This window comes from Streptomyces sp. NPDC028331 (assembly GCF_055565775.1).
The window spans coordinates 90857-116525 of the sequence record NZ_JBVHTR010000010.1; the positions used below are offsets into that span (position 1 = coordinate 90857).

Genomic DNA, 25669 nt, shown 5'->3' on the forward strand with positions numbered 1-25669 from the left:
CCTCCCTCCCCCCCCCCCCCCCCCACCACCCCCCCCCCCCCCCCCCCCACCCCCCCCCCCCCCCCCCCCCCCCCCCCCCCCCCCCCCCCCCCCCCCCCCCCACCGGGGTGACGGGCCGGCACGCCTCCGGAGCCCCGTCACGTCTTGTGCGCTGCGCCGACGTCACCTTGGCAGAGGGGCGGGGGCTACGGCGATGATGTCGCCGGGCGGGTTTGCGCCGTGGCCGTTTTCCGCCACGGTCCGCGCCGCCGGTCTTGTCGTCGGGGAGGGACGAACAGCCGATGCTGGCAGCGATAGGCCTGGACGAATCGCTCGAGTCCGCGTACCGCGCACTGGTGTCCGTGGGCGCCGCCGAGGTGCCCGATCTGGCACGGCGGCTGATGCTCGGTGAACAGCAAACCGAGCGCGCCCTGCGCGGACTGGAGCGGCAGGGCCTCGCCGCCCAGTCCTCGGGGCGGCCCGGCCGCTGGGTCGCGGCACCGCCCGGCGTGGCGCTGGGCGCGCTGCTCGCTAGGCAGCGGCACGAGCTGGAGCAGGCCGAACTGGCGTCCGCACTGCTCGCCGAGGAGTACCGGGCGGCGGCCTGCGAGCCCGCGGTGCACGACCTGGTCGAGGTGGTGATCGGCGCCTCCGCGGTCGCCCAGCGGTTCCTGCAGCTCCAGCTCGGCGCCGCCGAGGAGGTGTGCGCCCTGGTCACCGGCAACCCGGTCGCCGTGACCGGAGTGGAGAACGACGCGGAGGAGCAGGCGGCCGGCCGCGGGGTCCGCTACCGGGTGGTGGTGGAGCGGGCGGTGCTCGACCGGCCCGAGGGCATCACCGAGCTGACCGCCGCGCTCGGCCGCGACGAACAGGTGCGGGTCGTCGAGACGGTGCCGACCAAGCTGGTGGTCGCCGACCGGTCGCTGGCCCTGGTGCCGCTCACCTCGCACACCGCGGAGCCGGCCGCGCTCGTCGTCCATGCGAGCGGACTGCTGGAGCTGCTGTCCGGGCTGTTCGAGTCGGTCTGGCGGGACGCGCTGCCGCTCAGGCTCGGCGCGTCCGGCGTCACGGAGCAGCACCCGTACGGCCCCGACAGCACCGATCTGGAGGTGCTGTCCCTGCTGCTCGCCGGCCTGACCGACGCGAGTGTCGCCAAACAGCTCGACCTGGGCCTCAGGACGGTGCAGCGCCGGGTGAAACGGCTGATGGAACTGACCGGGGTGACGACCCGTCTGCAACTGGGCTGGCAGGCGTACGAGCGGGGCTGGCTGGCCCGGAGTTGAGTCGACACATCGGATCTCTCCCTGCCTATTGACCCCCTGACACCTCATCTTTACGTTTTCTCGCGGGACAGATCCGATGACTGTCGAGCCGCCGGGAGGCAACCGTGCCCAGTCCGTCCAGACGTACCGTCCTGGCCACCGGATCCGCCGTCGGCGGCGCGCTGTTCGCCGGGGGCCTGCCCGCGCGGGCGACGGCGGCCGATCGCGCCGGTGGGACCTCCGACCCCTGGCGCACCGTCCTGGACGACGCCGACCTCGTGTGGCAGCGGATGCCGGCGACCTGGTACGAGGGCCCGTTCCTGGGCAACGGCTTCCTCGGCTCGGGCATCTACGCCGAGCCGGGCAGCGAGACGCGGGCCGTCCGGTTCAACGTCCAGCACTCCGAGGTCCAGGACCACCGCCCCGAGTTCGGCTCGCTGTTCGGCCTCGCACGGCTGCCGATCGGGTACTTCACGCTGGAGCCGGTGGGCACGATCACCGCCGTCGACTGGCGGCTCGGGCTGCACGACGCCGAACTGACCGGCACCGTCACCACCGACCGGGGCACGCTCGCCCTCCGCGCCCTGGTGCACTCCTCCCGCTCGCTGCTCGCCGTGGAGGTCGCCCCGAGCGCGGGCGAACGCGGCTTCCGCTGGGTCTTCCACCCGGCCGACGCGATCAGTCCGCGCGCCGCCTTCAAACCGCTGCCGGACGGCTACCAGGGCAACCCGCCCGCGGAGGTCGGCGAACACGGCGGCGTCCACGCCGCCGTACAGCCCCTGCTGTCGGGCGGTCAGCATGTGACGGCCTGGCGGGAGACCGCACGGGGCGGACGGAGCACCCTGTACGCGTACGTGGCGCACTCCTACCCGCGGACGACGGCACTGGACCAGGCGCTGCGGGCGGTCCGCGACGGGTCCCTGCTGCCGTACGACGCCCTCGCGGTGACCCATCGCGCGTGGTGGCACGCCTACTACCGCAAGAGCTTCCTGTCCCTGCCCGACGCGCGCATCCAGCGCTTCTACTGGATCCAGCTCTACAAGGCCGCCTCGGCGGCCCGGCGCGAGGCGCCCGTGATGGCGACGAGCGGCCCCTGGCTGGAGCCCACACCCTGGCCCAACACCTGGTGGAACCTCAACGTCCAGTTGGAGTACTGGCTGATCCACGGCTCCAACCACCTGGAACTGGACGCCGTGACGCGGGCGCTCGGGGAGTTCCGCGACAACCTGGCCAAGGAGGTGGCGCCCCAGTACCGCTCGGACTCGCTCGGCATCCCGCGCACCACGGACCCGCACCTGGTGAACGGCGCGGCGGGCACCCTCACCGGCTACGGCGTCGGCATCCCCGGCCAGGACCCGCCGACGCCCGAGGTCGGCAACCTCACCTGGGCCCTGCACAACGTCTGGCTCAGTTACCGGCACACCCTGGACGAGTCGATCCTGCGCGACGTCCTCTACCCCCTGCTCCGCAAGGCGGTCAACTACTACCTGCACTTCCTCGAGCCGGGCCCGGACGGCAGGCTGCACCTGCCGGCCACGTTCTCACCGGAGTACGGCGGCGACTCCCGCGACTGCAACTACGACCTCATGCTGCTCACCTGGGGCTGCCGTACGCTCCTGGAGTCGGTACGGCTGCTCGGCATCGACGACGAGTCGGCGCCGCGCTGGCAGGAGGTGCTGGCCCGGCGGGTGCCCTATCCCACCGACGAGAACGGATTCATGATCGGTGCGGACATCCCGTTCGCCAAGTCGCACCGCCACTACTCCCATCTGCTGGCGGTCTACCCGCTGTACGAACTGACCGGGCGCACGCCCGAGGAACGTGCCCTCATCGAGAAGTCGCTGGCGCACTGGGTCGGCTTCGAGGGTGCCCTGCAGGGCTACACCTTCACGGGGGCCGCCTCGATGTCCGCGCTGCTCGGCAAGGGCGAGGACGCGCTGAAGTACCTCGGCGAGCTGATGACCCGCTTCATCCAGGCCAACACCATGTACAAGGAGTCGGGCCCGGTCATCGAGACCCCCCTGTCGGCGGCCCAGTCCCTGCACGACATGGTGTGCCAGTCCTGGGGCGGGATCGTCCGCGTCTTCCCCGCGCTGCCCGCCGCCTGGGCTGATCTCACCGTGCACGACTTCCGTACCCAGGGCGCCTTCCTGCTGTCCGCCGTCCGCCGGGGCGGAGTGACGCGCTGGGTGCGCCTGGTCAGCGAGGCGGGCGCACCCTGCGTCGTACGACACGGCCTGACGGGCGCGATCGAGGTACGGGACGGCAGGGGACGCCCGCTGCGGTACGAGACGGTGGACGACGGAACGATCCGCATCCCGTTGCGCAGGGGCGACTCGGCGCTGATCACCGCGAAGGGCGACCGCCCCGACCTGACGATCGCGCCCGTCCCACCGAACGGAACCGCTCCCCGCTGGGGCCTGCCGGCCTGACGGCCGGTCATGTGCGTGGACGGCGGGTCCCCCCAGGGCCGTCATGGCTCCGGGAGGCATGACGGCCTGCGGCTAGTGCCGCGGCAGGCAACGTCTGCCCGTCAAGGAGCGCGACGGGGCGAACGTTGCCTGTCGCGTCGCTAAGACGGCCACCTGCCCCGCTTGGCCTCCATCGCCGCCTTCCCCTCCGCCCCCTTCCGCCTCCAGTCCCGCCGCAGCTCCGCCCGGACGCGCGCGTCCGTCTTCGCCACGATCCACTGGTTCTCCCGGAGCAGCTTCCGGTAGCTCTCCAGGCGCCGCACCGGCAGCTCCCCGTCCTCGACGGCCGCCAGTACCGCGCACCCCGGCTCCGCGCCGTGCGCGCAGTCGTGGAAACGGCACCGCTCGGCCAGTTCCTCGATCTCGGAGAAGACCTGCCCGACGCCGCTCCCGGCGTCCCAGAGGCCGACCCCGCGCAGCCCGGGCGTGTCGATCAGCACGCCCCCGCCCGGAAGCGGGAGCAGGTTGCGCGTGGTCGTGGTGTGGCGGCCCTTCTCGTCGACCTCCCGGGTGGCCTGGACGTGCATGACGTCCTCGCCGAGGAGTGCGTTGGCCAGGGTGGACTTGCCCGCGCCGGACTGCCCGAGCAGCACGGACGTGCCGCCGGACAGGACGGCGGTGAGGACGTCGAGCCCTTCGCCCTGCCGTGCGCTGACCGGCAGCACCGGCACTCCGGGCGCGGTGGTCTCCACGTCCTGGACGAGGTGCGAGAGCGTCGTCGGGTCCGGCACCACGTCGGCCTTGGTGAGCACGACGACCGGCTGTGCCCCGGACTCCCAGCCCAGGGCGAGGAAGCGTTCGATGCGGCCGAGGTCCAGTTCCGCGGCGAGCGAGACGGCGACGACGGCATGGTCGACGTTGGCGGCGAGGATCTGCCCCTCGGACCGCTTGGAGGAGGTGGAGCGCACGAAGGCGGTACGGCGCGGCAGATACGTCCGTACGTAGCGGGGGTTGCCCTCGGGTTCGACGGCGACCCAGTCGCCGGTGCACACGACCCGGAGGGGGTCGTGCGGGGTGACGAAGGCGGTGTCGGCGCGCAGTGGCCCGTCGGTGGTGACCACGTCGCACTGGCCGCGGTCGACGCGGACGACACGACCGGCGAGCAGCCCTTCGGCCTGGTACGGGGCGAACGCGCCGGCCCATGCGTCGTCCCAGCCGTAGGGGGCGAGCGCGGAGAAGGCGGAGGAAGCAGAGGAAGCAGACGGAGCAGTCAAGGGAGACCCTTCACAAGGGCGGTCCCGGCGGGCGCGCAAGGCGCGGGTGATGAGGTGTCAGCCGGTGGCCGCGGAGGTGGACTTGATGAGTTCCTGAGTGCGGGCAGCGCCCATCGCAAAGACAGTCATCGGTCAACACCTCCTTCTCGGCTCGAAGCTGTCGCCACCCTAGCCCGGCACCTCGGCGGCCCGCCAACACATTTCCCGGCGGGTTCGGTCCTCCGGCACGTTTTCCCGGCCGGCTCAGCCGGCCGTCGTGCAGGGTGCCCCGTTCACCGTGAAGGCGCGCGGCCGCGCGTTGCCGCCGTGCCAGGAGGAGAGGAATCCGACCGCGAAGGTGCCGTTCGCGGCGACCTGCTTGTTGTAGTCGGCGGCCTTCGCGGTGACCTCGGCACCGTCCTGGGTGTAGGTGCCGTCCCACATCTGGGTGATGCGCTGGCCGTCCTGGAAGGTCCAGCGGATACGCCAGTCGGTGAGCGCCCTGGTCGTGGTGACCGTGACGGTGGCCTGGAAGCCCTCCGGCCACTGGTTGACCACCTCGTACGTCACCCGACACGTCGACGGCGTGGCCTTGTCGGGGGCGGAGGCGGTGGGCGGCTCGTCCACCGGGCTCGTGGACGTGCCCTGCGGTTCGGTGTCGGAGTCCGCGCTCCGCGTCGCGCCCGGGGAGCGGACCGGGCGGGAGGCCGCGGAGGCGCCGGTCGTGCCGTGGCCGGGGGACGGGCCGCCGGGCGGCGAGGACAGCCCCGGCGCGGTGATCGACTGGCCGGTCACGTCACTGCCCGCGGCGGTGTCCTCTCCGCCCGGACTGCCGAGTTGCAGCAGCGAGACGGTGAGGGCGAGCGCGGACACGATCACGGCGGCGGCGAGGATCCCGGCCCGGCCGATCCGGGGCCGGGCCTGGCCGCCCACGGCGATGCCCCGGTCCGTCCCGGCGTCCGCGCGCCCGCCGGTCAGTCCGGCCTCCGCCGCCCGGCGGCGGCGCTCCAGATAGGCGAGCCCGCCCCAGCCGATCACCCCGCTCGCCAGTGCGGCGGGCGTGCCGCCGCCGTGCAGCCGGAGGCAGGCCGCCGCCTCCGCGCACTCCACGCAGGTCGCGAGGTGCCGGGAGAGGTCCTCCGGGGTCTCCGCGCCCGAGGAGCGGGTGACCGCGTCGAGCAGCCGGGCGTAGCTGCGGCAGCCGGGGTCCATGGGCGTGTCGAGGTGGTTGCGCTGGCAGCGGTCCCGGAACAGGGCCCGCACCTGGGCGAGTTCCTCGGCGGCGGCCGCCGGATCCAGGCCGAGCCGGCGGGCGACGTCGGGCAGCGGCAGCGCCTCGACCTCCGCGAGCCACAGCAGGGCCGCGTCCGGCTCCTGCATGTCCTTCAGGGCACGCAGGGCCAGCGGGCGCTGAAGGGGCGGACCGGTGTAGCGGGCGGCCTTGTCGGAGTTGAGCCACAGGCGCAGGTCGGGGTCGAGGTGGTGTCCCCTGCCCTCCGCCTCCCAGGCCGCGGCCGTGGTGCGCACCGCGGTCAGCATCAGGGGGATCCGGGGCAGCCTCGCCACGCGGCGCCCGGTGGCCCTGCCCTGGGCCCCGGCGGCGCGGACCTCCTGGACGCCGTGGGAGAAGGCCTCGGTGGCCAGTTGCCTGCCGACGGTGGAGCCGGAGGTGCACAGGTCGGCGTACGACAGGACCGCGTCCCAGCACTCCGAGAACAGTGCGGCCTCGGCGGCGTCCTGGGGGGTCGGCAGGTCGGGCATGAGGGCTCCTGCGTCAACTGCTTCCACAAGCAATGCCAACTCGCCTGAGAACACGGGGAGTTGAGGGTCGTCTCGCGACAGGCCCAGAGCTTTTCACGGCTCCCACACAACTGACAAGCGGCGTATTCAAATGCCGCTGTCGGCGGTTGCGCACTGTGGAGTTGTACGGTCACGGCCCCGCCACGACTCAGCCCGCGGGGCACGTGATCGCATTGTTACGCATGCGACGGCGCTTCGGCCCCTTCTTCCACGACTTCGTCCGCCGGGAGACTGTCCATGAACGAACTGACGGAGAACACCGCGCGGCCGGGGCCGGGCGGGCCGTAGCCGGGGGGCGAGGAGAGCCCGAAGTCGTCCATGGTGGCGCGGTAGGCCTCCAGCAGCCGGATGTGGTACTCCAGCGGCGCGCCCTGCGGGTTTGCCTTGCCGAGCGGGGTCGTCGGCTCGGGGCACCAGGTGGTGAAGCGGGGCGTGATGCCGTGTGACATGAAGAAGCGCAGGCCCTCGGTGGTGGAGGCGATGGCCTCGTCGACCGTGGTGAAGCCGAAGGGCTCGGCCATCTCGACGCCCGCGACGAAGTTGGGGATCACGTTGCGGGCGCCGAAGACGTCCGCCGAGTCGAGGATCCGCCGGTGCCACTCGTCCCGGCCGACGTACCGCTCCTTGCCGGGGCAGTACAGCTCGAACAGCCGCCGGTCCCACACCTCGAAGTTGGGGTGGTAGATCTGGACGCCGTAGTCCTTGAACCGCTGCACGTCGTCCTTCGGCAGCGCCTGCGCGACCACCTTGCCGATCCAGCGGCCCGGGAAGCGCTCCTCGATGGCCTTGGCGTAGTGGCCGTAGAAGTCGGCCTCGTCACGGCCGGCGACGGTCTTGGTGATCGCACCGCCGGTCAGCGTGTAGGCGGTGGACGCCTTCTGGGTGTCGTAGCGGTCGATGATCTCCAGGGCCTCCAGGACCTCCTCGACGTCCTTCACCCCGGTGTACGGCCGCCCGGCCGCCTTGTGCTGGCGCCAGTTGTGGTTGATGTCGCAGTACTGGCACTCCTCCTTGGCGCCGAAGTACTGGCAGACGCGGAAGACGGTGAGGTAGATGAGGTAGCCCCACTGGATGGTCGGGGCGACCTCCATCACGGACTTCCCGTTGGAGAGGGTGTGCCGGTAGTACTCGGGCATGGGCGGCACACCGACGTCCGCGATCCGGCGCCCGTCGAGGTAGAGCCCGAGCAGCCCCTCCTCGTCCGCGGCCACCCGGTACGGCGACGACGGGTTCACGCGGACCGAGACGACGGTCCGCCGCAGGTCGTAGGGGCCGCCGGTGAGGATGATCTCCTCGGGCGGGCGGCGCAGCGCGGCCTCGCCCAGCTCGGGCAGGGTCCCGTGGTCGAAGGAGAAGATGAAGTACGACTTCGGCTTGACGTCGCCGCCCTCGTTGTCGCTGAGCGCGGACCGGTCGAAGGCGACACCGCCCCGCAGCAGGTCCTCCTTGAAGACGGCCTCCCGCGGCACGTGCGGGAACCGCTCCATCAGGTCCTCGACCAGCGCGGTGCGACTGTCACCCATCCCGTTCTCCTCGTTCCCGGCGTGTGTGGCTCGACTCCTCACGGTATGCCTCCGGCGCACGGCCGAAGGTGCCGGGGCCCCGCACGACGCGCGCGTTGACCTGTTTTGCTGCCTTTCCGCCCGTTCGTGGCGCACCGACGCTCCACCGGTCACGGGAAACGGGCTCAGGAACCGCAGGAACGGGCTTGATCGCCCGGGGTCCTTCGGCTGGGATTCCGGTAGCCACTGGAACTGGGGAGGGACGACGGGATGACCGGGACCGTGACCAACTGGGCGGGCAACATCACCTACGCCGCCAAGGAACTGCACCGCCCGCACTCGCTCGACGCGCTGCGCTCGCTCGTCGCGGACAGCGCGGCCGTGCGGGTGCTCGGCAGCGGGCACTCGTTCAACGAGATCGCCGAACCGGGCGCCGACGGCGTCCTGCTCTCGCTCGCCGCCCTGCCGGCCGAGGTGGACGTCGACACCGCGGCCCGCACGGTGCGGGTCGGCGGCGGCGTCCGGTACGCCGAGCTCGCCCGGGTGGTCCACGGCCACGGGCTCGCGCTGCACAACATGGCCTCCCTGCCGCACATCTCGGTCGCGGGCTCGGTGGCGACCGGCACCCACGGCTCGGGCGTCGGCAACGGCTCGCTCGCCTCGGCCGTGCGGGAGGTGGAGCTGGTCACCGCGGACGGGTCGACGCTGCGGATCTCCCGGGGCGAGCCCCGCTTCGACGGCGCCGTCACCTCGCTGGGCGCGCTCGGCGTGGTCACCGCGCTCACCCTGGACCTGGAGCCGTCGTACGAGGTCGAACAGCATGTCTTCACCGAGCTGCCGCTGGCGGGGCTCGACTACGAGACCGTCGCGGCGGCGGCGTACAGCGTCAGCCTGTTCACCGACTGGCGCGCCCCGGGCTTCCGGCAGGTGTGGCTGAAGCGGCGCACCGACCAGCCGCTGCCCGACTTCCCGTGGGCGGCCCCCGCCACCGAGGCGATGCACCCGGTGCCGGGCATGCCCGCGGTCAACTGCACCGAGCAGTTCGGCGTCCCGGGTCCCTGGCACGAGCGGCTGCCGCACTTCCGGGCGGACTTCACCCCGAGCAGCGGCGCCGAACTGCAGTCCGAGTACCTGCTGCCGCGCCCTTACGCCCTGGACGCGCTGCACGCCCTGGACGCGATCCGGGCGACGGTCGCGCCCGTGCTGCAGACCTGCGAGGTGCGGACGGTGGCCGCCGACGCCCAGTGGCTCAGCCCCGCCTACGGGGCCGATACCGTGGCACTGCACTTCACCTGGGTCGACGACACGACGGCCGTGCTCCCGGTGGTGCGGCGGGTCGAGGAGGCGCTGGACGGTTTGCAGGCGCGGCCGCACTGGGGCAAGGTCTTCACCGTGCCCGCCGGGGAGCTGCGCGAGCGCTACCCGCGGCTCGGTGACTTCGCCGCGCTGGCGGCCGAGCTGGACCCGGCGGGCACGTTCCGGAACGCCTTCGTGCGGGATGTACTCGGTTTCTGAGACATTCCGCGACACGACGGGTCCGAGGGAGACTTCATAAACCCCCTTTCCTAACCCCTTGTAGAAAGCACGGACCGGGCATAGGCTCCTGCCGCGCCGAGGCACGAGGGCCTCGCCGTGACCGGGGAGGATCGGGGACGTGACGGCCAAGCGCACCTCACGCGATATCCGCACAGCGAACCGTTACGAGGTGCTGCGTCAGATCATCGCCCGCTCCCCCACCTCCCGTCAGGAGCTGGCGGCGGCGACCGGGCTCAGCCTGGCCACGGTCGCCACCCTCGTCGGTGAGCTGCTGGACCTCGGCATGCTCACCGAGGTCGGGTTCGAGGACTCGGCGGGCGGACGGCCGCGCGGGCTGGTCGCGGTCAACGCCTCGGGGGGCGCGCTCATCGGCGTCGACATCGCGGAGACCTACGTCCGGGTCGAGCTGTTCGACCTGGCGCTGAACATGCTCGCCCGCGCCGACGAGGACATGCGCCCCGGCGAGAACCGGCCCGAGCAGGTCGTCGCCCACGTCGCCGCGGCCGTCGGCTCGGTCGTCACCCAGGCCGGGGTGGAGGGCGCCCGCGTCCTCGGCGTCGGCGTCAGCGTCCCGGGCCAGGTCGACCGCGACCGGGGCGTGTCGGAGTACGCCCCGAACTGGGACTGGCACGACGTGCCGCTGATCGAGCTGCTCGCCGAGCACATCGCCTACCCGCTGTACCTGGACAACCCGCTGCGCGCCTGCGCGGTCGCCGAGCTGTGGTTCGGCGCGGCCCGCGGGCGCGGGGACGCCGTGGTGGTCAATCTCGGCACGGGCGTCGGCGCCGGGCTGGCGCTGGGCGGCGGCCTGCACCGCGGCGTCAGCAACAGCGCCGGCGAGTGGGGCCACACGACGCTGGTGCTGGACGGGCGGCTGTGCCACTGCGGCAACCACGGCTGTGTGGAGACGTACGTCGGCGCGCCCGGCATCATGCTGAACCTGCGGGAGCTGAGCCCGCAGAGCCCGCTGCTGCACCCCGAGGACCAGACCGCCACCATCGACGCCCTCGCGCGCGGGGTCGCCGAGCAGGACCCGGTCGCGCTCAAGGTCGTGCGGGACACCGCCCGTTACCTCGGCGCCGGGATCGCCGACCTGGTCAACCTGCTGAACCCGGAGGTGGTCGTGCTCAGCAGCTGGGTCGCGGCCACGCTCGGCGAGCCGCTGCTGAACGAGGTGCGCGAGGCCGTCGCCCGGCACGCCCTGAAGCGGCCGTTCGCCGCCACCGAGATCGTCCTGTCCCCCATCCCCACCGACCCGGTGTGCCTCGGAGCCGCGACCTTCGCCCTGGAGGGCGCGCTGCAGTCGGTGAGCAGAGGGCAGGCGCAGACCGCCAGACGCACCACCCCCGCAAGGAGCCGTACCGCACCACCTTCATGACGACGGAAGGGATGCACTGTTGACGCGCACCAGTTCCCCCCGCAGACCGGTCCTCGCGACAGCCGCAGCCGTACTCGCTGTCGCCGGGGCCCTGATGTCCGCCCCGTCCGCAGGCGCCGCCGGCTCCCCCGATCTCCCGGCTTCGCCCGAGCGGGGGGGACTCCCCTCGGCGGCCGAGGTCTCCCCCCACGCGGCCCAGACCATCGACAACATCGGCGCTTCGGGCGCCTGGTGGGTCAACGACCTCCAGCACTTCTCGCCGGCCGTCCAGGCCAAGGTGGCCGGGCTGCTCTTCTCGAAGGAGGGCCTGGACCTCAGCTCGTACCGCTACAACATCGGCGGGGGCGGCGTGGCCGTCACCACCCCGGCACGCGCCGCCGAGGACTTCCTCTACGCCGACGGCACCTACGACTGGAGCAAGGACAAGGGCGGTCGGACGTTCCTGAAGTACGCCGCGAAGTACGGCGTGAGGGACCTGATCGGCTTCGTCAACAGCGCCCCCGCCCAGTGGACGACCAACGGCAAGAGCTGCGGCGGCCAGTTGAAGGCCGAGAACGAGGCCGACTTCGCCGCGTACATAGCCGACGTGACGGATCACTTCGCGCGGCAGGGCGTGAAGCTCGACTACATCAGCCCCTTCAACGAGCCGGACAACAGCTTCGCCGACTGCGGCCAGGAAGGCATGCCGGTACCCGTCGACCAGCGCGACGACATCGTGCGGGCGCTGGGCGCCGAGCAGCGGGCACGGCACCAGAAGACCGGCATCATCGCGGACGAGTCCAGCAAGACGACCCAGTTCACCGGCGAGCTCCCGCAGTGGATCTCACAGCCGGACACCGCCCGCTACGTGTCGAAGCTGGCCCACCACACGTACAACAACCCCGACGACGGCCAGCTCGCCGACGTCTACGAGACGTCCAAGGCGGTGGGCAAGAACCCCTGGGCCACGGAGATCTGCTGCTTCGGCAAGGGCTCCACGGGCTGGAACCAGGAGTACGACCCGACCATCGACAACGCCCTGCTGATGTCGCGGATCATCTACCAGGATTTCGCGACCGCACACGACTCGGCGTTCCAGTGGTGGGTGGCCCTGGCCAGCGGCTACGGCGGCGACCCGACCGCGAAGAACGACCAGGGCTGGAACGACGGCCTGATCTACTACGACCCCGACTACGCGACCGACGGCAACCAGAAGCTGTACTTCACCAAGCGGTACTACGCCCTCGGCCAGTACAGCAAGTTCGTCCGGCCGGGCTCGGTGGCGCACAACGTGACGGGCGCGCCGAGCGGCGTCGAGGTGACGACGTACGACGACAAGGGCAGGTGGGTGGTCGTGGTCAACAACCACAACACCACCGACACGGCACTGGACCTGCACTTCAACAGCAAGGCGCCGGTGCGGGCCGAGAAGGCCGTGCGGACGTCGGCCACGGAGAACTGGGCCTCGGTCGCGAAGCCGGACGTGAGCGGTTCCACGGTCTCCACGACGCTCGCGGCGCGCTCGATCACCACGTTCGTCCTCGACCAGCGCGGGCACGCCACGACGGCCGTGACGGGCGCCTGGAAGGGCGTGCAGTCCGGCAAGTGCCTGACGGCGGGCGCCTCGGGCGCCGCCATCGACACCTGCACGGGCGGGTCCGAACAGTCCTGGTCGTACGGCGCCGAGGGCACCCTGAAGGGCGCCGGCGGCTATCTGACCGCGGGGACTTCGGGACTCACGACCGCCTCCGCGTACACCGGTGACGCCGCCCAGCGGTGGCTGCTCAACGCGAACGGACAGATCGTCAACGAGGCGTCCGGGAAGTGCCTGGACGTCAGCGGCCAGGCGACCGCCGACGGCAGCACGGTGATCCTGTACAGCTGCAACGGCGGCTCCAACGAGGCCTGGACGAGGCAGTGACACCGCGGTAACCCCTCGGACCGAGGGCCGCCGGCACCCCTGACCCGGCGGCCCTCACCCCGGTCCCCGGCCCTCCCTTGTTCGTGATGCCGAACCGGAGGCAACGTTTCACGCAGGCTTCGTTCAACCCCTTGCCGAAGCCTTAGCCGAAGGTTAACGTCCCGCAGCGCACCTCCTTTGAACCACCTCGCGCTGAGCCGCAAGAGCCGCAGCCGCGCTTCGAGACAAGGACGTCAGCATGTCGGCAACGAGCAGCAGCAACTGGGACCGCCGATCACTCCTGAAGGCCGCAGCGGGCCTGGCCGCCGCCGGCACGCTCTCCGCCTGCGGGAGCAACAACGGCCGCGGGGGCGGCAGCGGTTCGGGCACGAACCTCGTGCAGTACTACCACGCGTACGGGGAGCCGGGCGTCCAGCAGGCCCTTCAGCGCTACCAGAAGGCCTACAAGAAGGCCAACGTGTCCATGCAGTGGATCACCGGCAACAACTTCGAGTCCAAGCTGTTCTCGGCCCTGCTGACCGCGCAGGCCCCCGACGTCTTCGAGTTCCACCCGCAGATCCAGCTCGTCAAGAGCGGTCAGGTGGCCGACCTGACCGACATCGTCGACCCGGTCAAGAGCGACTTCAACCCGGCCGACATCAAGTCGCACACGGTCGACGGGAAGATATACGGCGTCCGGATGATCGACGATCCGCAGTTCTTCTTCTACCGCAAGTCGATGTTCGAGAAGGCGAACGTACAGGTTCCGACCACACTCGACGAGCTGATCGAGGCCGCCGCCAAGCTCACCACCGGCAAGGTCAAGGGCCTCTTCCTCGGCAACGACCTGACCCCGATCCAGAACAACCTCATCTGGTCGGCCGGCGCCGACACCCTCGACGACAAGAACCAGATCGCCTACCACACGGACGGCGTGGTCGAGGGCCTGAAGAAGCTCCGCACGCTGTTCACCAGCGGCCACCTGCTGCTGGACGCCCCGGCCGACTTCTGGGACCCCTCCGCGTTCAACCAGGGCCTGTGCGCGATCCAGTGGGGCGGCATGTGGGGGATGCCCGCCACGCAGCAGGCGCTCGGGGACGACTTCGGCGTCTTCCCGTTCCCGAAGATCGGATCGAACGGCAAGCAGTCGGTCTACAACGGCGGCTGGTCGATGTTCGTCAACGCCAAGAGCAAGCACGTCGACGCGGCCAAGGAGTTCGTGAAGTGGCTGTGGATCGACCAGAAGCAGTACCAGGCCGACTTCGCCACCTCCTACGGCTTCCACATCCCGCCGCGCGCCTCGATCGCCGCACAGGCCGACAAATTGAAGTCGGGCGCCGCGGCTGACAGCGTCAAGCTGTTCAACACCTACGGGCACTTCGACAACATCCGCTGGACGCAGACCATGATCACCGCGTTCAACGACGTCATCGCCAACACCGTCCGCAAGAACGGGAACCCGGAGGCGGCGCTCGACGCCTGCGACAAGAAGGTCAACGTCGAGCTGAAGAAGCTGTTCGGATAGGCCGCGGACGGATCCACGACATGTCGACCACCACCAAGCTCGGGGTCGCCCAGCCCCCCGCCCCGGCCCAGGCCTCCACGGCCCGGCCGAGGCGGGGCCTGGGGTCGAACAGCACCCTCAACTTCTGGCTCTTCACCGGGCCGTTCCTGATCGGCCTGACGGTCTTCGTCTTCGTGCCCATCGTCTGGAGCTTCTACCTCAGCTTCTTCGACGCCCGGTACACCGTCACGCCGAGCAACTTCATCGGCTTCGACAACTACAAGCAGATCCTCACCAACAGCAACTTCCCCGACTCCCTGCTGACGTTCACCGTGTTCGCCGTGTTCATCGTGCCGACCACGTGGGCGCTGTCGCTGGGCCTGGCGCTGCTGGTGCACCGGATGCGGTTCATGCGGGCGTTCTTCCGGTCGGTGTTCTTCCTGCCGACCGCCGTCTCCTACGTCGCCGCGGCGCTGGTGTGGAAGATGTCCATCTTCAGCGGCGTCCGCTTCGGCATGGCGAACACCGTCCTCGGCTGGTTCGGCGTCGACAACATCGCCTGGCTCGCCAACCCCAGCCCGCCCTGGTACTGGCTGGTCATCCTGACCCTGCGCCTGTGGATCCAGTCGGGCTTCTACATGATCCTGTTCCTCGCGGCGCTGCAGAACATCCCGTCGGAGCTGTACGAGGCCGCCGCCCTCGACGGCGCCAAACCGGGCTGGCAGACCTTCCGGTACATCACGCTGCCCCAGTTGCGGGCGACCTCGACCGCGGTGATCCTGCTGCTGCTGATCGCCGCCTACCAGGCGTTCGACGAGTTCTTCAACATCATCACGACCAAGGCGACCTGGGCCCAGACACCGCTCATGGAGCTGTACAAGGCGGCCCTCGGCACGGATCAGGACTACGGCGCCGGCAGCGCGGGCGCGGTCATCCTGTCGATTCTGATCTGCGTCGTCACCCTGTTCCAGGGCAAGCTCATGGGCTTCGGCAGGGGGGAGGACTCCCAGTGACCACCACCACTCCTCGTGCCGGCAAGCCGCAGCCTGTGAAGCGCGGGAGCGTCCTCGGCAACACGGGACTGTACGTCGCCGTGAGCCTCGCCGCCCTGCTGTTCCTGATCCCCTTCTACCTGATCGTCCGCAACGCCCTGTCCACGGACCCGGAGATCACGGGCGAGAACTGGAAGTGGCTCCCGTCCTTCCAGTGGGGCAACATCTCCGAACTCTTCGACAGCCAGATGGTCGACTTCGGCCGTTCCATGGTGAACTCCCTGGTCGTCGCCGTCCTGATGACCGTCGGCACCCTCCTGGTCTGCTCGCTGGCCGGTTACGGCCTCGCCCGCATCCCCTACAGGCACGCCAACAAGGTGTTCTACGCGGTCCTGGCGACACTGATGGTCCCGACGGCCGTCACCTTCGTGCCGAGCTTCGTGCTCGTCTCGTCGCTCGGCTGGGTGGACACGTACCGCGGCCTGATCATCCCGGGCCTGTTCAGCGGTTTCACCTGCTTCCTCTTCCGGCAGTACTTCCTGGGGTTCCCCAAGGAACTGGAGGAGGCGGCGCGCGTGGACGGGCTGTCCATCTGGGGGGCGTACTGGCGGGTCGTCGTGCCCAACTCGCTGAACTTCTTCGCCGCGATGGCCACGATCACCTTCATCAGCGGCTGGAACGCCTTCCTGTGGCCGCTGGTCATCGGCCAGGACCCGAGCGCCTGGACCGTGCAGGTCGCGCTCTCCTCGTTCATGACCAACCAGACCGTCAACTTCCATCTGATCTTCATGGCCACGGCCATTTCCATCCTGCCCCTGGTGCTCGTGTTCCTGTTCCTGCAGCGCTGGCTCGTCCAGGGCATCGCGCAGACCGGCATCAAGGGCTGACGCCTTCATCTCACGACCTGGAGACCGATGTCTTTCCGCACCCGTTCCCCCATCGACTACGTCGAGGACGTCTCCCCGGGCAGCGGTGCCCTGCCGCCCCGCGCCCGGTACGCGTCCTCGGACGCCGCGGCCCTCTCGCTGAACGGCGCCTGGCGGTTCCGGCTCTCGGCGACGGCGGACGCCGAGGACGACGCGTTCGCCGAGCCCGGATACGACGCAGGGGACTGGGCGGAGGTCTCGGTCCCCGGCCACTGGGTCCTCCAGGGGCACGGCTCCCCCATCTACACCAACCACCTCTACCCCTTCCCGGTCGATCCGCCGCGCGTGCCGACCGAGAACCCGACCGGTGACCACCTGCGCGTCTTCGACCTGCCGTCCGACTGGCCGTCGGACGGCGGGGCGGTGCTCCGCTTCGACGGGGTCGAGTCCTGTGCCCGGGTCTGGCTGAACGGCACGGACATCGGGGAGTTCAAGGGCTCGCGGCTGCCGCACGAGTTCGCCGTCGGTCACCTGCTCAAGCCGAGCGGGAACGTGCTCGCGGTCCGGGTCCACCAGTGGTCGGCGGGCTCCTACCTCGAGGACCAGGACCAGTGGTGGCTGCCGGGCATCTTCCGGGACGTCACCCTGCTGCACCGTCCGGCGGGCTGCGTCCTGGACTTCTTCGTGCACGCCTCCTACGACCACACGACCGGCCAGGGCACGCTGCGGGTCGACTCGGACGTCGACGGCCGGGTCACCGTGCCCGCCCTCGACATCGATGTCGCCACCGGCGAGTCCGTGACCGTGGCCGTCGAGCCGTGGACCGCGGAGACGCCGACGCTGTACGACGGCGTGCTGGCCACCGAGGGCGAGCGCGTGCCGCTCAGGATCGGGTTCCGGACGGTCGTCCTCGAGGACGGCCTGATCAAGGTCAACGGCAGGCCGGTCCTCTTCAAGGGGGTCAACCGGCACGAGTGGCACCCGGAGCGGGGCCGCGCCCTCGACCTGGAGACGATGCGCGAGGACGTGCTGCTGATGAAGCGGCACAACATCAACGCCGTGCGCACCTCGCACTACCCGCCGCACCCCGCCTTCCTCGACCTGTGCGACGAGTACGGTCTGTGGGTCGTCGACGAGTGCGACCTGGAGACCCACGGCTTCGTCGAGCAGGCCTGGCGCGACAACCCGGTCGACGACGACCGCTGGACCCCGGCACTGCTCGACCGCGCCGCCCGTATGGTCGAGCGGGACAAGAACCACCCATCGGTCGTCATCTGGTCCCTCGGCAACGAGGCCGGCACCGGACGGGGCCTGACCGCGATGGCCGAGTGGATCCACGGACGTGACTCCTCGCGGCTCGTGCACTACGAGGGTGACATCAACTGCCGTGACACGGACGTGTACTCGCGGATGTACGCGAGCCACGCCGAGGTCGAGAGAATCGGCCGCGAACTGGACGGCGGCACCCACAAGCGGCGTGGCCTTCCCTTCATCCTCTGCGAGTACGGGCACGCCATGGGCAACGGCCCCGGCGGCATCGCCGACTACCAGCGGCTGTTCGAGTCCTACGACCGCCTCCAGGGCGGCTTCATCTGGGAATGGATCGACCACGGCATCAAGCACCCGGAGCTGGGCTACGCCTACGGCGGCGACTTCGGGGAGGAGCTGCACGACGGGAACTTCGTCTGCGACGGCCTGCTGTTCCCGGACCGCGAGCCGTCGCCGGGCCTCGTGGAGTTCAAGAAGGTGATCGAGCCGGTCCGCATCGAGGGCGAGGGCGACGGCGGTACCGTGCGGATCCGCAACGTCCACGACTTCGCGGACCTGTCCGCGCTCGCCTTCGAGTGGTCCTTCCAGGTCGACGGCGAGACCGTCGAGTCGGGCTCGCTGTCCGTGCCGTCGCTCCCGGCCGGAGAGTCCGCGGAGGTCAAGCTGCCCGAGCCGCCCGAGGTGCGCGGCGGTGAGACGCAGTGGACGGTGCGGGCGGTGCTGGCCGCGGACACCGCGTGGGGGGCGAAGGGCCACCAGGTGGCGTGGGGCCAGTTCCCGGTGTCCGGGCGCCCGCCGGTCGCGGTCGCCGCGGGCGCGGCTCCCGTCCTCGCCGATGGCCGGGTCACCCTCGGCCCGGGTACCTTCGACGCCCGCACGGGCGCGCTGACGGCCGTCGGCGGCGTGGACGTGACCGGGCTGCGCCTGGACGTGTGGCGGGCCACCACCGACAACGACGACGGCGCGGAGTGGCAGACCGACCTGCGCTACGGCCTGATGTGGCGCAAGCTCGGCCTGCACCGGATGCGGCACCGTCTGGACGCGGTCGAGGTCGGCGACGAGTCGCTGACCGTGCGGACCCGGGTGGCGCCCGCCGCCTGGGAGGTGGGCCTCGCCACCGTGTACCGCTGGACGTCGGACGGCGAGAGGCTGCGGCTGACCGTGTCCGTCACGCCCGAGGGCGACTGGACGGTGCCGCTGCCCCGGCTCGGCATCCGGTTCGGGCTGTCCGGCACGGCGGACCGGGTCACGTGGTTCGGCGGCGGTCCCGGCGAGGCCTACCCGGACACCAGGTCGGCGTCGCGGCTGGGCCGGTGGGAGTCCACGGTGGACGCGCTGCAGACGCCGTACGTGCGCCCGCAGGAGAACGGTGCCCGCGCCGACGTGCGCTGGGCGGAGATCGGCGGGCTGCGCGTCGAGGGCGATCCGGAGTTCTTCTTCAGCGCCCGGCGCTGGACGACGGAGCAGTTGGACGCCGCCCGGCACCGCACCGACCTCACGCCCGGGGACACGGTGTGGGTCAACCTCGATCACGGCCTGCACGGCATCGGCTCGCAGTCGTGCGGTCCGGGCCCGCTGCCGCAGTACTTCCTGCGGGCGGAGCCGGCGGAGTTCTCCTTCGTGTGGTCGGAGGTCGGTTGACGGACACGGTCCTGAGGACCTCCGCGGCCGGGCGGCTGTTCAGTCGTCCGGCCGCGGCGGCGTCGTGCGTCGGCTTCGTCCTCATCGGCATGCTCCAGGCGCTCTACGGTCCCGCGGTCCCCGGGCTGCGCGCGGAGTTCGGCCTCGGCCCGTCGGGCGCCGGACTCGGTCTGAGCCTGCACTTCACGGGCGGGGTCGTGGGCGTCCTCGCCTTCAACGCCGTCCACTCCCGGATCAGCAACCGCGCGCTGCTGGGGACGGGCTACGGGCTGATGGCGGCGGGCGGCGCGGGCTTCGCGCTCGCCCCGAACTGGCCGCTCGCCCTCGCCGCCGCCTTCCTCGGCGGCCTCGGCTTCGGCGGCATCGACTACGGCCTCAACCAGTTGTTCGCGGTCGGCTTCGGCGAACGCTCCACCGCCATGCTGAACGTGCTCAACGCGCACTTCGGCATCGGGGCGGTGCTCGGCCCGGCGGTCGTCGCGTGGACGGGCCCCGGGCACTACGCGTACGCGTACGGGGCGTGCGCGGCACTGGCGGCCGTGCTCGTCCCGTGCACGAGGGGAGTACGGACCGAGCCGGCCGACACCCCGCCCAGGGCGTCCACCTCGAAGGCGTCCGGGTCGCTGGGGCCGTCCCGGATCCTCGTGGGCTTCCTCGCCCTGTACATCCTCAACGTGGGCGTCGAGGCGGGTGTCGGCGGCTGGGAACCCACCCATCTGGAAACCGTCGGCTACAGCGCGACGGCGGCCGCCTCGGCGACCTCCGTGTACTGGCTGATGATGACCGCGGGCCGTTTCCTCGTCGTCCCGCTCACCCTGAAGTACGCCCCCGAACGCATCCTCACCGTGTGCGCGGCCGGCATGACCGCCTGCCTGACGGCGGCGCTCGTAAAAGGAGTGGCGCCGGTGGCGTATGCGGGTGTTGGCTTGTTCATCGCACCGGTCTTCCCGACCGGCCTGCCCTGGCTGAACAGAGCGCTTCCGCAGGCAAAGCGGGCGGGCGCCTGGGTCATCGCCGCTTCCATGGTCGGCGGGGTGGCTGCTCCCCCGATGCTGGGCGTCGGCATCGAGGCCTCGGGCATCCACGCGGTTCCCTGGCTGCTGATGGCACTGTCCGCCGCCTCGCTCGCGGCGACCGTATGGCTGATCCAAGTGACCCGGAGGTTCGTCGAGTGAGTGGCGCCAGTCAGATCGAGGTCCGCGGGCTCACCCGCTCCTTCCGCACCACCGTGCGCCGCCCCGGTTTCGCGGGCGCGCTGCGGTCCCTGGTCAACCCCGAGCGTGCCACCAAGCACGCCGTCACGGACATCACCTTCGACGTGGCGCGGGGCGAACTGCTCGCCCTGCTCGGCCCGAACGGCGCCGGCAAGTCCACCACCATCAAGATGCTGACCGGCATCCTCACCCCCACGTCCGGCGAGGCGCGGGTCGCGGGCGTGGTGCCGTACGAGGAGCGGGAACGCAACGCGCGCAACATCGGCGCGGTGTTCGGTCAGCGCACCCAGCTCTGGTGGGACCTGCCGGTGCGCGAGTCGTTCGCGATCCTGCGCGACATCTACGAGGTGCCGAAGGCCGATCACGCGGCGCGCCTCAAGGAGTTCGACGAACTGCTGGACCTGTCCTCCTTCTGGGACACGCGCGTACGGCACCTCTCGCTCGGCCAGCGGGTGCGCTGCGACCTGGCGGCGGCGCTGCTGCACGACCCGCCGGTGGTGTTCCTCGACGAACCGACGATCGGCATGGACGTGGTGGTCAAGGAACAGGTGCGGGAGTTCCTGCGGCACCAGGTGGAGGAGCGCGGCCGGACCGTGCTGCTCACCACGCACGACATGACGGAGGTCGAGCGGCTGGCCGAGCGGGTGGTGCTGATCAACCACGGGCGGCTGGTGCTGGACGGCACGCTGGACGAGATCCGCCGCAGGTTCGGCTCGACGTGGCAGGTGCGGGCGACCCTCGCCGACCCGCACGCGACGGTCGAACCGCTGCCGGGGATCACACTGCTGCGGCGGGAGGGCCCGCAGGTCGTGTTCGGGCCGGGCACGTCCGGCGCACCGACGGTCCACCAGGCGCTGAAGCAGATCATCGAGCGGTACGAGGTCACGGACCTCGGGATCGACGAGGCGGACCTGGAGGACGTGATGCGCGCGGCCTACGTCCAGGCCGCTTCCGAGACGGCGTCCCCGGCCCAGTTCCAGGCGGAGGGCGTCTGATGGCCGTCCTGCACGCCTGGCGGGCCGCCCGGGTCACCCCGCTCGGCGAACTGCACACCCCGCCCCGCATCACGGCCGCCCTGCTGCGGCTGACCGTGCAGGTGGTGCTGGTGGCGTCGCTGTGGCGCGGGCTGTACCAGGCGACCGGCACGACCGCCGGGCTGGACCGCGGCCAGACGGTCACCTACGCCGTGCTCGCGGTCCTGGCCTCCCGGCTGCGGGAACTGGACCAGTTCGCGGGCCGCGACTCCGTCATGCAGCACATGCACTACGGCACCATCGTCTACTGGTACCTGCGCCCGCTGCCGCCTCAGCGCTACTACGCGCTGCGCGCCCTCGGAGAGCGGCTGTACGGTCTGGCCTGGGCCCTGGCCGGGTATGCGGTCTGCCTGGCGGCCGGAGTGGTGGAACCCCCGAAGTCGGCCGCGGTGGCCGGAGTGTTCGCGCTGAGCCTGCTGCTCGGCCAGTGGGTGCTCTACCACGTGCTGCTGGTCATCGACCAGTTGTGCTTCTGGACGCTGCGCAACGGCGCGGCGATGCTGATCCTGCTCTTCGCGCAGAACCTGCTGTCCGGCGTGTACGCGCCCCTGTGGTTCTTCCCGCACTGGTTCATCACCCTGAGCGGCTTCCTGCCTTTCCAGGCGACGCTGAGCGTGCCGCTGTCCCTGTACGTGGGCCGCATCCCGCTGTCCGACGCGGGCGTCCAACTGGCCGTACAGGCGGGGTGGGTGGTGGCCCTGTCCCTGTTCACCCGGCTGCTGTGGCGGCGGGCCGCCCGGCGTGTGATCTCCCAGGGAGGCTGACCGTGTCGGTGAAGGCGCTGCGCATCGCATGGCGGATCACCCGTCTCAACTTCCGCGCCCAACTGGAGTACCGCACCGAGTTCCTGATGATGATCGCGATCGGTGCGGTCTGGCAGGTGTCGGTGATCGTGTTCGCCACCGTGCTGCTGACCCGGTTCACCGGGATGGGCGGCTGGGACAGCTCGGACGTCCTCCTCATCCCGGCGACGCGGATGCTGGCGCACGGCCTGTTCGTGCTGCTCCAGGGCCGGGTGCACCAACTCGGCCGGCGCATCCAGGAGGGCAAGATCGACGCGTACCTGCTGCGTCCCCTACCCGTGTACCGCCAGGTCCAACTGGAGTTCTTCCCCACCAACGCCATCGGTGACCTGACGGTGGCGGCGGGCCTGATGGCGGGCGCGCTCGGACGCAGCCACCTGGACTGGACGGCGGGCAGGATCACGTACCTGGTCGCGGCCGTTCTCGGCGGCATGCTCCTGGAGGCGGCCCTGTTCACCGTGGTCGCGTGCGCGTCCCTGCGGTTCCCGGCGGCCGACTACTGGGGGCTGTGGCTGGAGGAACTGCTGGGCACGTTCGGCAGCTACCCGCTGAACGTCCTGCCGAGGGCGGTCGGCGGCTTCCTGACCTTCGGCCTGCCGCTCGCGTTCGTCGCGTACTTCCCGGCAGCGGTCCTGACGGGCCACGGCCACTCCACGGGTGCCCCGTACTGGCTGACGGCGGCCTCACCACTGCTCGGGCTGCTGGCGTATCTGGGGGCGCGGCTGCTGTGGCGGTGGAGCCTGCGGCACTACACGGGGGTGAACGGATGACGCGTTGAACGCCGGGAGCCGACGGCAGGACCGGCGGCCCTACAGCGGACGCGAGAACACCACGCGTGTCTCTCCCGGCCCGTTGTAGTCGTCCACCACGGCCACGTCGAAGCCGAGGCTGCGGTGGAAGGCGATGGACCCCGCGTTGCCCGTCGAGGTGATCGCCTTCAGCCGCTCGGCGCCCTGCTGACGGGCCGCCTCGGTGAAGGCGGCGTAGAGCCTGCGGCCCAGGCCGGTGCCGCGGGCGTCGTCCCGGGTGGCGATCAGATGGACGTAACCGGTGCGTTCGGGGGTGACGAACCCGATCAGGTAACCGCGGATGTCGTCCCCCGCCGTGGCCACCAGGCAGGTCGAGGGGAACTCCTGGACCAGTGCGAGCAGGTGGAGGTCCCGGAGATCGCGCTCGCCCCAGTAACGCGGATGATCGGCCACCACCTGCTGGAGGTCGGTGACGTGTGCCGTGCGAATCTGCTCAGACATACCGGCGATCTTGGCAGACATCATGCCGTCCCGTACGACGAAAGCCACGTGGCGAAGTCCGCGTGTACGGGCCTTTCCGCCGGCCTCGGCCGGCCTGGTCCGAGTTCGCGGAGCTCGCCAGGCGAGACTGGTGTGGCTAGGCTTCTGCCTAGGACCCCTAGGTAAGGAGCCTCCATGCCCCGTGCAGGGCTCACCGTCGAGCGAATCGTCGCGGCGGCAGCCGACCTCGCGGACGAGGTCGGCTTCGAGAACGTCACCGTGTCGGCGCTGGCCCGCCGCTTCGGCGTGAAGGACGCGAGCCTGTACTCGCACGTCAGGAATCTCCAGGACCTGCGCACCCGTCTCGCCCTGCTGGCCGGCGGCGAGATGATCGACCACATCGCCGCCGCCGTCGCCGGACGCGCCGGCAAGGACGCGCTGGCCGCCTTCGCCGGCGCCTACCGGGAGTACGCCCACCGGCACCCGGGCCGGTACGCGGCCACCCAGATCCGCATCGACCAGGCCCTGGTGGCGGACTCCCCCGCCCTGCGCCGCACCGCCGAGATCACCTACGGCATGCTCCGCGCCTACGGCCTGCACGAACCCGACCTCACCGACGCCGTGCGCCTGCTGCGCAGCACCTTCCACGGTTACTGCGCCCTGGAGGCCGTCGGCGGCTTCGGAGCGCCCAGGGACGTGGAGAAGTCCTGGGACAAGGCCGTGGACGCCCTGCACGTGACGCTCACGCGCTGGCCCCGCGAGGAGACGGAGAACCGATGACCGACCTGCATTACGACGTGCGCGGCAACGGTCCCGTGCTGCTCGTCGTGCCCGGTGGCGCCGGGCACCCCATGGGGCTCGAGCGGATGACGGACCACCTCGCCGACCGCTTCACCGTCGTCACCTACGACCCGCTCGGCCTCGCCCACGGCCGCCTCGGTCTGCCCGTCGAGCCGCAGCGGGTCGAGGACTGGAGCGACGGAGCGCGCCGAGTGCTCGAAGCCGTCGTACCCGAGGGGGAGTCCGCGGACGTCGTGGGCTTCAGCTCCGGCGGTATCGCGGTCCTCGACCTGCTCGCCCGCCACCCGGACCGTCTGCGGCACGTGGTCGCGCACGAGCCGCCCGTCGTGGAGGTGCTGCCGGACGCGGCCCGGCAGCGGGCGATGTTCGCGGAAGTGGCCGCCACCTACCGCGCGGCCGGGCTGAAGGCGGCCGGGGCCAGGCTGGCGGCCGTGCTGGCGGACGGTCCCGCGCCCGCCGATCCCGCAGAGGCCGAACCGCCCGCGCCGGGCGATCAACTGACCAGCCCCATGGGCCTCTTCCTCACCCGCGTCCTGCCCTCGTTCACCGCCTACGCACCGGACGTGACCGCCCTGAAGGCCGTCGCCACGCGTCTCACACTCGGCGCGGGAGCCGACTCCCGCGGCGGACTCCTCCATCGGACGGCCACGACGGCGGCCGAGTCGACCGGGGCCACGTTCGCCGAGTTCCCCGGCGGCCATGTCGGCGTGGCGGAGCACCCCGAGGCGTTCGCGCGCATCGTGGCTTTGTCGGTCAGTAGCGAGAGCGCCCGTAGCTCGGCATGGAGAGCGCCCGCTTCCACGGGAGAGTGATGTCGCTGAGTTGTGCGACGGCGTCAAGTCCGGTTCTCGTAGCGGCCTGGCCTGGCCGGGTGAGGAAACCCTGGCGATGGCGCCCCGACCGGTGTGATCGAAGCACTTGTCCAGGCGCCCTCGACCACCGCCGGAAAGTGACTATGAGCCAGATCACGGTTGAGGTTGACCTTGGGTCAGGGTGGAAGCTCGTCGCGACGGCGCAACGCCGGCCCCCTCCACAACGGGCTCAAGGAGCGAACCACCATGTCCATCACCCTGAGCGACCAGGACAAGAGCATCCTGCGGACCGCCGCGTACGGCGCGGTGTCGCTGATGGCCGCCACCGGCACGCCCCACAAGGCCGCCACAAACGCCTCCACCGCCTTGACGTCGGCGACCGGCCTGGTCGGACACGTACTCGCGGCGAAGTCGAAGAACATCGAGCTGAACGGCAAGACCGTCGCCGCACTCGCCGACCAGGTACTGCCGGCCCTGACCGCAGCGGTGAGCCTGCTCGAGAAG

The 25669-nt window shown here is 71.0% G+C and carries 19 protein-coding genes; 15 read left to right on the top strand and 4 right to left on the bottom strand.

Going from position 1 to position 25669, the window contains the following annotated elements; translation table 11 throughout:
• Positions 1-281: 281 nt before the first annotated feature.
• Both ACZ4SW_RS16980 and ACZ4SW_RS16985 read left to right on the top strand, forming a co-directional pair.
• A complete protein-coding gene (locus ACZ4SW_RS16980; RefSeq protein ID WP_468243413.1) occupies positions 282-1262 on the top strand; it encodes a helix-turn-helix domain-containing protein in 981 nt (326 codons plus the stop codon).
• A 104-nt stretch (positions 1263-1366) separates the two neighbouring features.
• Positions 1367-3673, top strand: coding sequence for a glycosyl hydrolase family 95 catalytic domain-containing protein (locus tag ACZ4SW_RS16985; RefSeq protein WP_468243415.1), 2307 nt, complete (start codon positions 1367-1369; stop codon positions 3671-3673).
• Between the two features lie 140 nt (positions 3674-3813).
• Here ACZ4SW_RS16985 and rsgA read toward each other — a convergent pair whose 3' ends face one another.
• The 3 genes from rsgA to ACZ4SW_RS17000 all read right to left on the bottom strand — a co-directional run bounded on the left by rsgA (position 3814) and on the right by ACZ4SW_RS17000 (position 8228).
• Positions 3814-4926, bottom strand: coding sequence for a ribosome small subunit-dependent GTPase A (gene rsgA / locus ACZ4SW_RS16990; protein ID WP_468243418.1), 1113 nt, complete (start codon positions 4924-4926; stop codon positions 3814-3816).
• A 243-nt stretch (positions 4927-5169) separates the two neighbouring features.
• Complete coding sequence (locus ACZ4SW_RS16995; RefSeq protein ID WP_468243420.1) at positions 5170-6666, bottom strand: cellulose binding domain-containing protein; 1497 nt, start codon at positions 6664-6666, stop codon at positions 5170-5172.
• Positions 6667-6881: 215 nt separating this feature from the next.
• On the bottom strand, positions 6882-8228 hold the full coding sequence (locus ACZ4SW_RS17000; protein WP_468243422.1) for a radical SAM protein: 1347 nt from the start codon (positions 8226-8228) through the stop codon (positions 6882-6884).
• Between the two features lie 249 nt (positions 8229-8477).
• Here ACZ4SW_RS17000 and ACZ4SW_RS17005 point away from each other — a divergent pair, with 249 nt between their 5' ends.
• The 11 genes from ACZ4SW_RS17005 (at position 8478) to ACZ4SW_RS17055 (ending at position 23093) form a co-directional block, all read left to right on the top strand.
• Positions 8478-9722 carry an FAD-binding protein gene (locus ACZ4SW_RS17005; RefSeq protein ID WP_468243424.1) on the top strand — a complete coding sequence of 415 codons (1245 nt, stop codon included), beginning with the start codon at positions 8478-8480 and terminating at the stop codon, positions 9720-9722.
• Between the two features lie 139 nt (positions 9723-9861).
• Complete coding sequence (locus ACZ4SW_RS17010; RefSeq protein WP_468243427.1) at positions 9862-11121, top strand: ROK family protein; 1260 nt, start codon at positions 9862-9864, stop codon at positions 11119-11121.
• Between the two features lie 19 nt (positions 11122-11140).
• The gene (locus tag ACZ4SW_RS17015; RefSeq protein WP_468243429.1) at positions 11141-13021 is read left to right on the top strand and encodes a glycoside hydrolase; all 1881 of its coding nucleotides are present in this window, start codon (positions 11141-11143) and stop codon (positions 13019-13021) included.
• Positions 13022-13259: 238 nt separating this feature from the next.
• A complete protein-coding gene (locus ACZ4SW_RS17020) occupies positions 13260-14525 on the top strand; it encodes an ABC transporter substrate-binding protein (RefSeq protein WP_468243431.1) in 1266 nt (421 codons plus the stop codon).
• A gap of 20 nt (positions 14526-14545) precedes the next feature.
• Complete coding sequence (locus tag ACZ4SW_RS17025) at positions 14546-15517, top strand: carbohydrate ABC transporter permease (protein WP_468243433.1); 972 nt, start codon at positions 14546-14548, stop codon at positions 15515-15517.
• Complete coding sequence (locus ACZ4SW_RS17030) at positions 15514-16383, top strand: carbohydrate ABC transporter permease (protein ID WP_468243436.1); 870 nt, start codon at positions 15514-15516, stop codon at positions 16381-16383. Before ACZ4SW_RS17025 ends, ACZ4SW_RS17030 begins: the two co-directional genes overlap by 4 nt.
• 27 nt (positions 16384-16410) lie before the next feature.
• Positions 16411-19272: a glycoside hydrolase family 2 TIM barrel-domain containing protein gene (locus tag ACZ4SW_RS17035; protein ID WP_468243438.1), complete on the top strand. Its 2862-nt coding sequence runs from the start codon at positions 16411-16413 to the stop codon at positions 19270-19272.
• A gap of 89 nt (positions 19273-19361) precedes the next feature.
• Complete coding sequence (locus tag ACZ4SW_RS17040) at positions 19362-20447, top strand: MFS transporter (RefSeq protein ID WP_468243782.1); 1086 nt, start codon at positions 19362-19364, stop codon at positions 20445-20447.
• Positions 20444-21481 (top strand): ABC transporter ATP-binding protein, encoded by a 1038-nt coding sequence (locus ACZ4SW_RS17045; protein WP_468243440.1) that lies wholly within the window; start codon positions 20444-20446, stop codon positions 21479-21481. The genes ACZ4SW_RS17040 and ACZ4SW_RS17045 overlap by 4 nt, the downstream gene beginning before the upstream one ends.
• Positions 21481-22284, top strand: a complete 804-nt coding sequence (locus tag ACZ4SW_RS17050; protein ID WP_468243443.1) for an ABC-2 family transporter protein — start codon at positions 21481-21483, stop codon at positions 22282-22284. The genes ACZ4SW_RS17045 and ACZ4SW_RS17050 overlap by 1 nt, the downstream gene beginning before the upstream one ends.
• Positions 22285-22292: 8 nt before the next feature.
• Entirely contained in the window at positions 22293-23093 is an 801-nt protein-coding gene (locus tag ACZ4SW_RS17055; protein WP_468243785.1) for an ABC transporter permease, read from the top strand.
• 39 nt (positions 23094-23132) lie between these two features.
• Here ACZ4SW_RS17055 and ACZ4SW_RS17060 read toward each other — a convergent pair whose 3' ends face one another.
• On the bottom strand, positions 23133-23573 hold the full coding sequence (locus tag ACZ4SW_RS17060) for a GNAT family N-acetyltransferase (RefSeq protein WP_468243445.1): 441 nt from the start codon (positions 23571-23573) through the stop codon (positions 23133-23135).
• A 174-nt stretch (positions 23574-23747) separates the two neighbouring features.
• Here ACZ4SW_RS17060 and ACZ4SW_RS17065 point away from each other — a divergent pair, with 174 nt between their 5' ends.
• Together ACZ4SW_RS17065 and ACZ4SW_RS17070 are read left to right on the top strand one after the other, a co-directional pair.
• Positions 23748-24332, top strand: a complete 585-nt coding sequence (locus tag ACZ4SW_RS17065) for a TetR/AcrR family transcriptional regulator (RefSeq protein ID WP_468243448.1) — start codon at positions 23748-23750, stop codon at positions 24330-24332.
• Positions 24329-25165, top strand: a complete 837-nt coding sequence (locus ACZ4SW_RS17070; protein ID WP_468243450.1) for an alpha/beta fold hydrolase — start codon at positions 24329-24331, stop codon at positions 25163-25165. Before ACZ4SW_RS17065 ends, ACZ4SW_RS17070 begins: the two co-directional genes overlap by 4 nt.
• Positions 25166-25669 lie beyond the last annotated feature (504 nt).

What these genes read in the sequence shown, in the direction of transcription:
- ACZ4SW_RS16980 (WP_468243413.1), top strand. Translation starts at nt 282, where the DNA reads ATGCTGGCAGCGATAGGCCTGGACGAATCGCTCGAGTCCGCGTACCGC.
- ACZ4SW_RS16995 (WP_468243420.1), bottom strand. Translation starts at nt 6,666, where the DNA reads ATGCCCGACCTGCCGACCCCCCAGGACGCCGCCGAGGCCGCACTGTTC.
- ACZ4SW_RS17000 (WP_468243422.1), bottom strand. Translation starts at nt 8,228, where the DNA reads ATGGGTGACAGTCGCACCGCGCTGGTCGAGGACCTGATGGAGCGGTTC.
- ACZ4SW_RS17005 (WP_468243424.1), top strand. Translation starts at nt 8,478, where the DNA reads ATGACCGGGACCGTGACCAACTGGGCGGGCAACATCACCTACGCCGCC.
- ACZ4SW_RS17020 (WP_468243431.1), top strand. Translation starts at nt 13,260, where the DNA reads ATGTCGGCAACGAGCAGCAGCAACTGGGACCGCCGATCACTCCTGAAG.
- ACZ4SW_RS17025 (WP_468243433.1), top strand. Translation starts at nt 14,546, where the DNA reads ATGTCGACCACCACCAAGCTCGGGGTCGCCCAGCCCCCCGCCCCGGCC.
- ACZ4SW_RS17035 (WP_468243438.1), top strand. Translation starts at nt 16,411, where the DNA reads ATGTCTTTCCGCACCCGTTCCCCCATCGACTACGTCGAGGACGTCTCC.
- ACZ4SW_RS17040 (WP_468243782.1), top strand. Translation starts at nt 19,362, where the DNA reads ATGCTCCAGGCGCTCTACGGTCCCGCGGTCCCCGGGCTGCGCGCGGAG.
- ACZ4SW_RS17050 (WP_468243443.1), top strand. Translation starts at nt 21,481, where the DNA reads ATGGCCGTCCTGCACGCCTGGCGGGCCGCCCGGGTCACCCCGCTCGGC.
- ACZ4SW_RS17060 (WP_468243445.1), bottom strand. Translation starts at nt 23,573, where the DNA reads ATGTCTGAGCAGATTCGCACGGCACACGTCACCGACCTCCAGCAGGTG.
- ACZ4SW_RS17065 (WP_468243448.1), top strand. Translation starts at nt 23,748, where the DNA reads ATGCCCCGTGCAGGGCTCACCGTCGAGCGAATCGTCGCGGCGGCAGCC.
- ACZ4SW_RS17070 (WP_468243450.1), top strand. Translation starts at nt 24,329, where the DNA reads ATGACCGACCTGCATTACGACGTGCGCGGCAACGGTCCCGTGCTGCTC.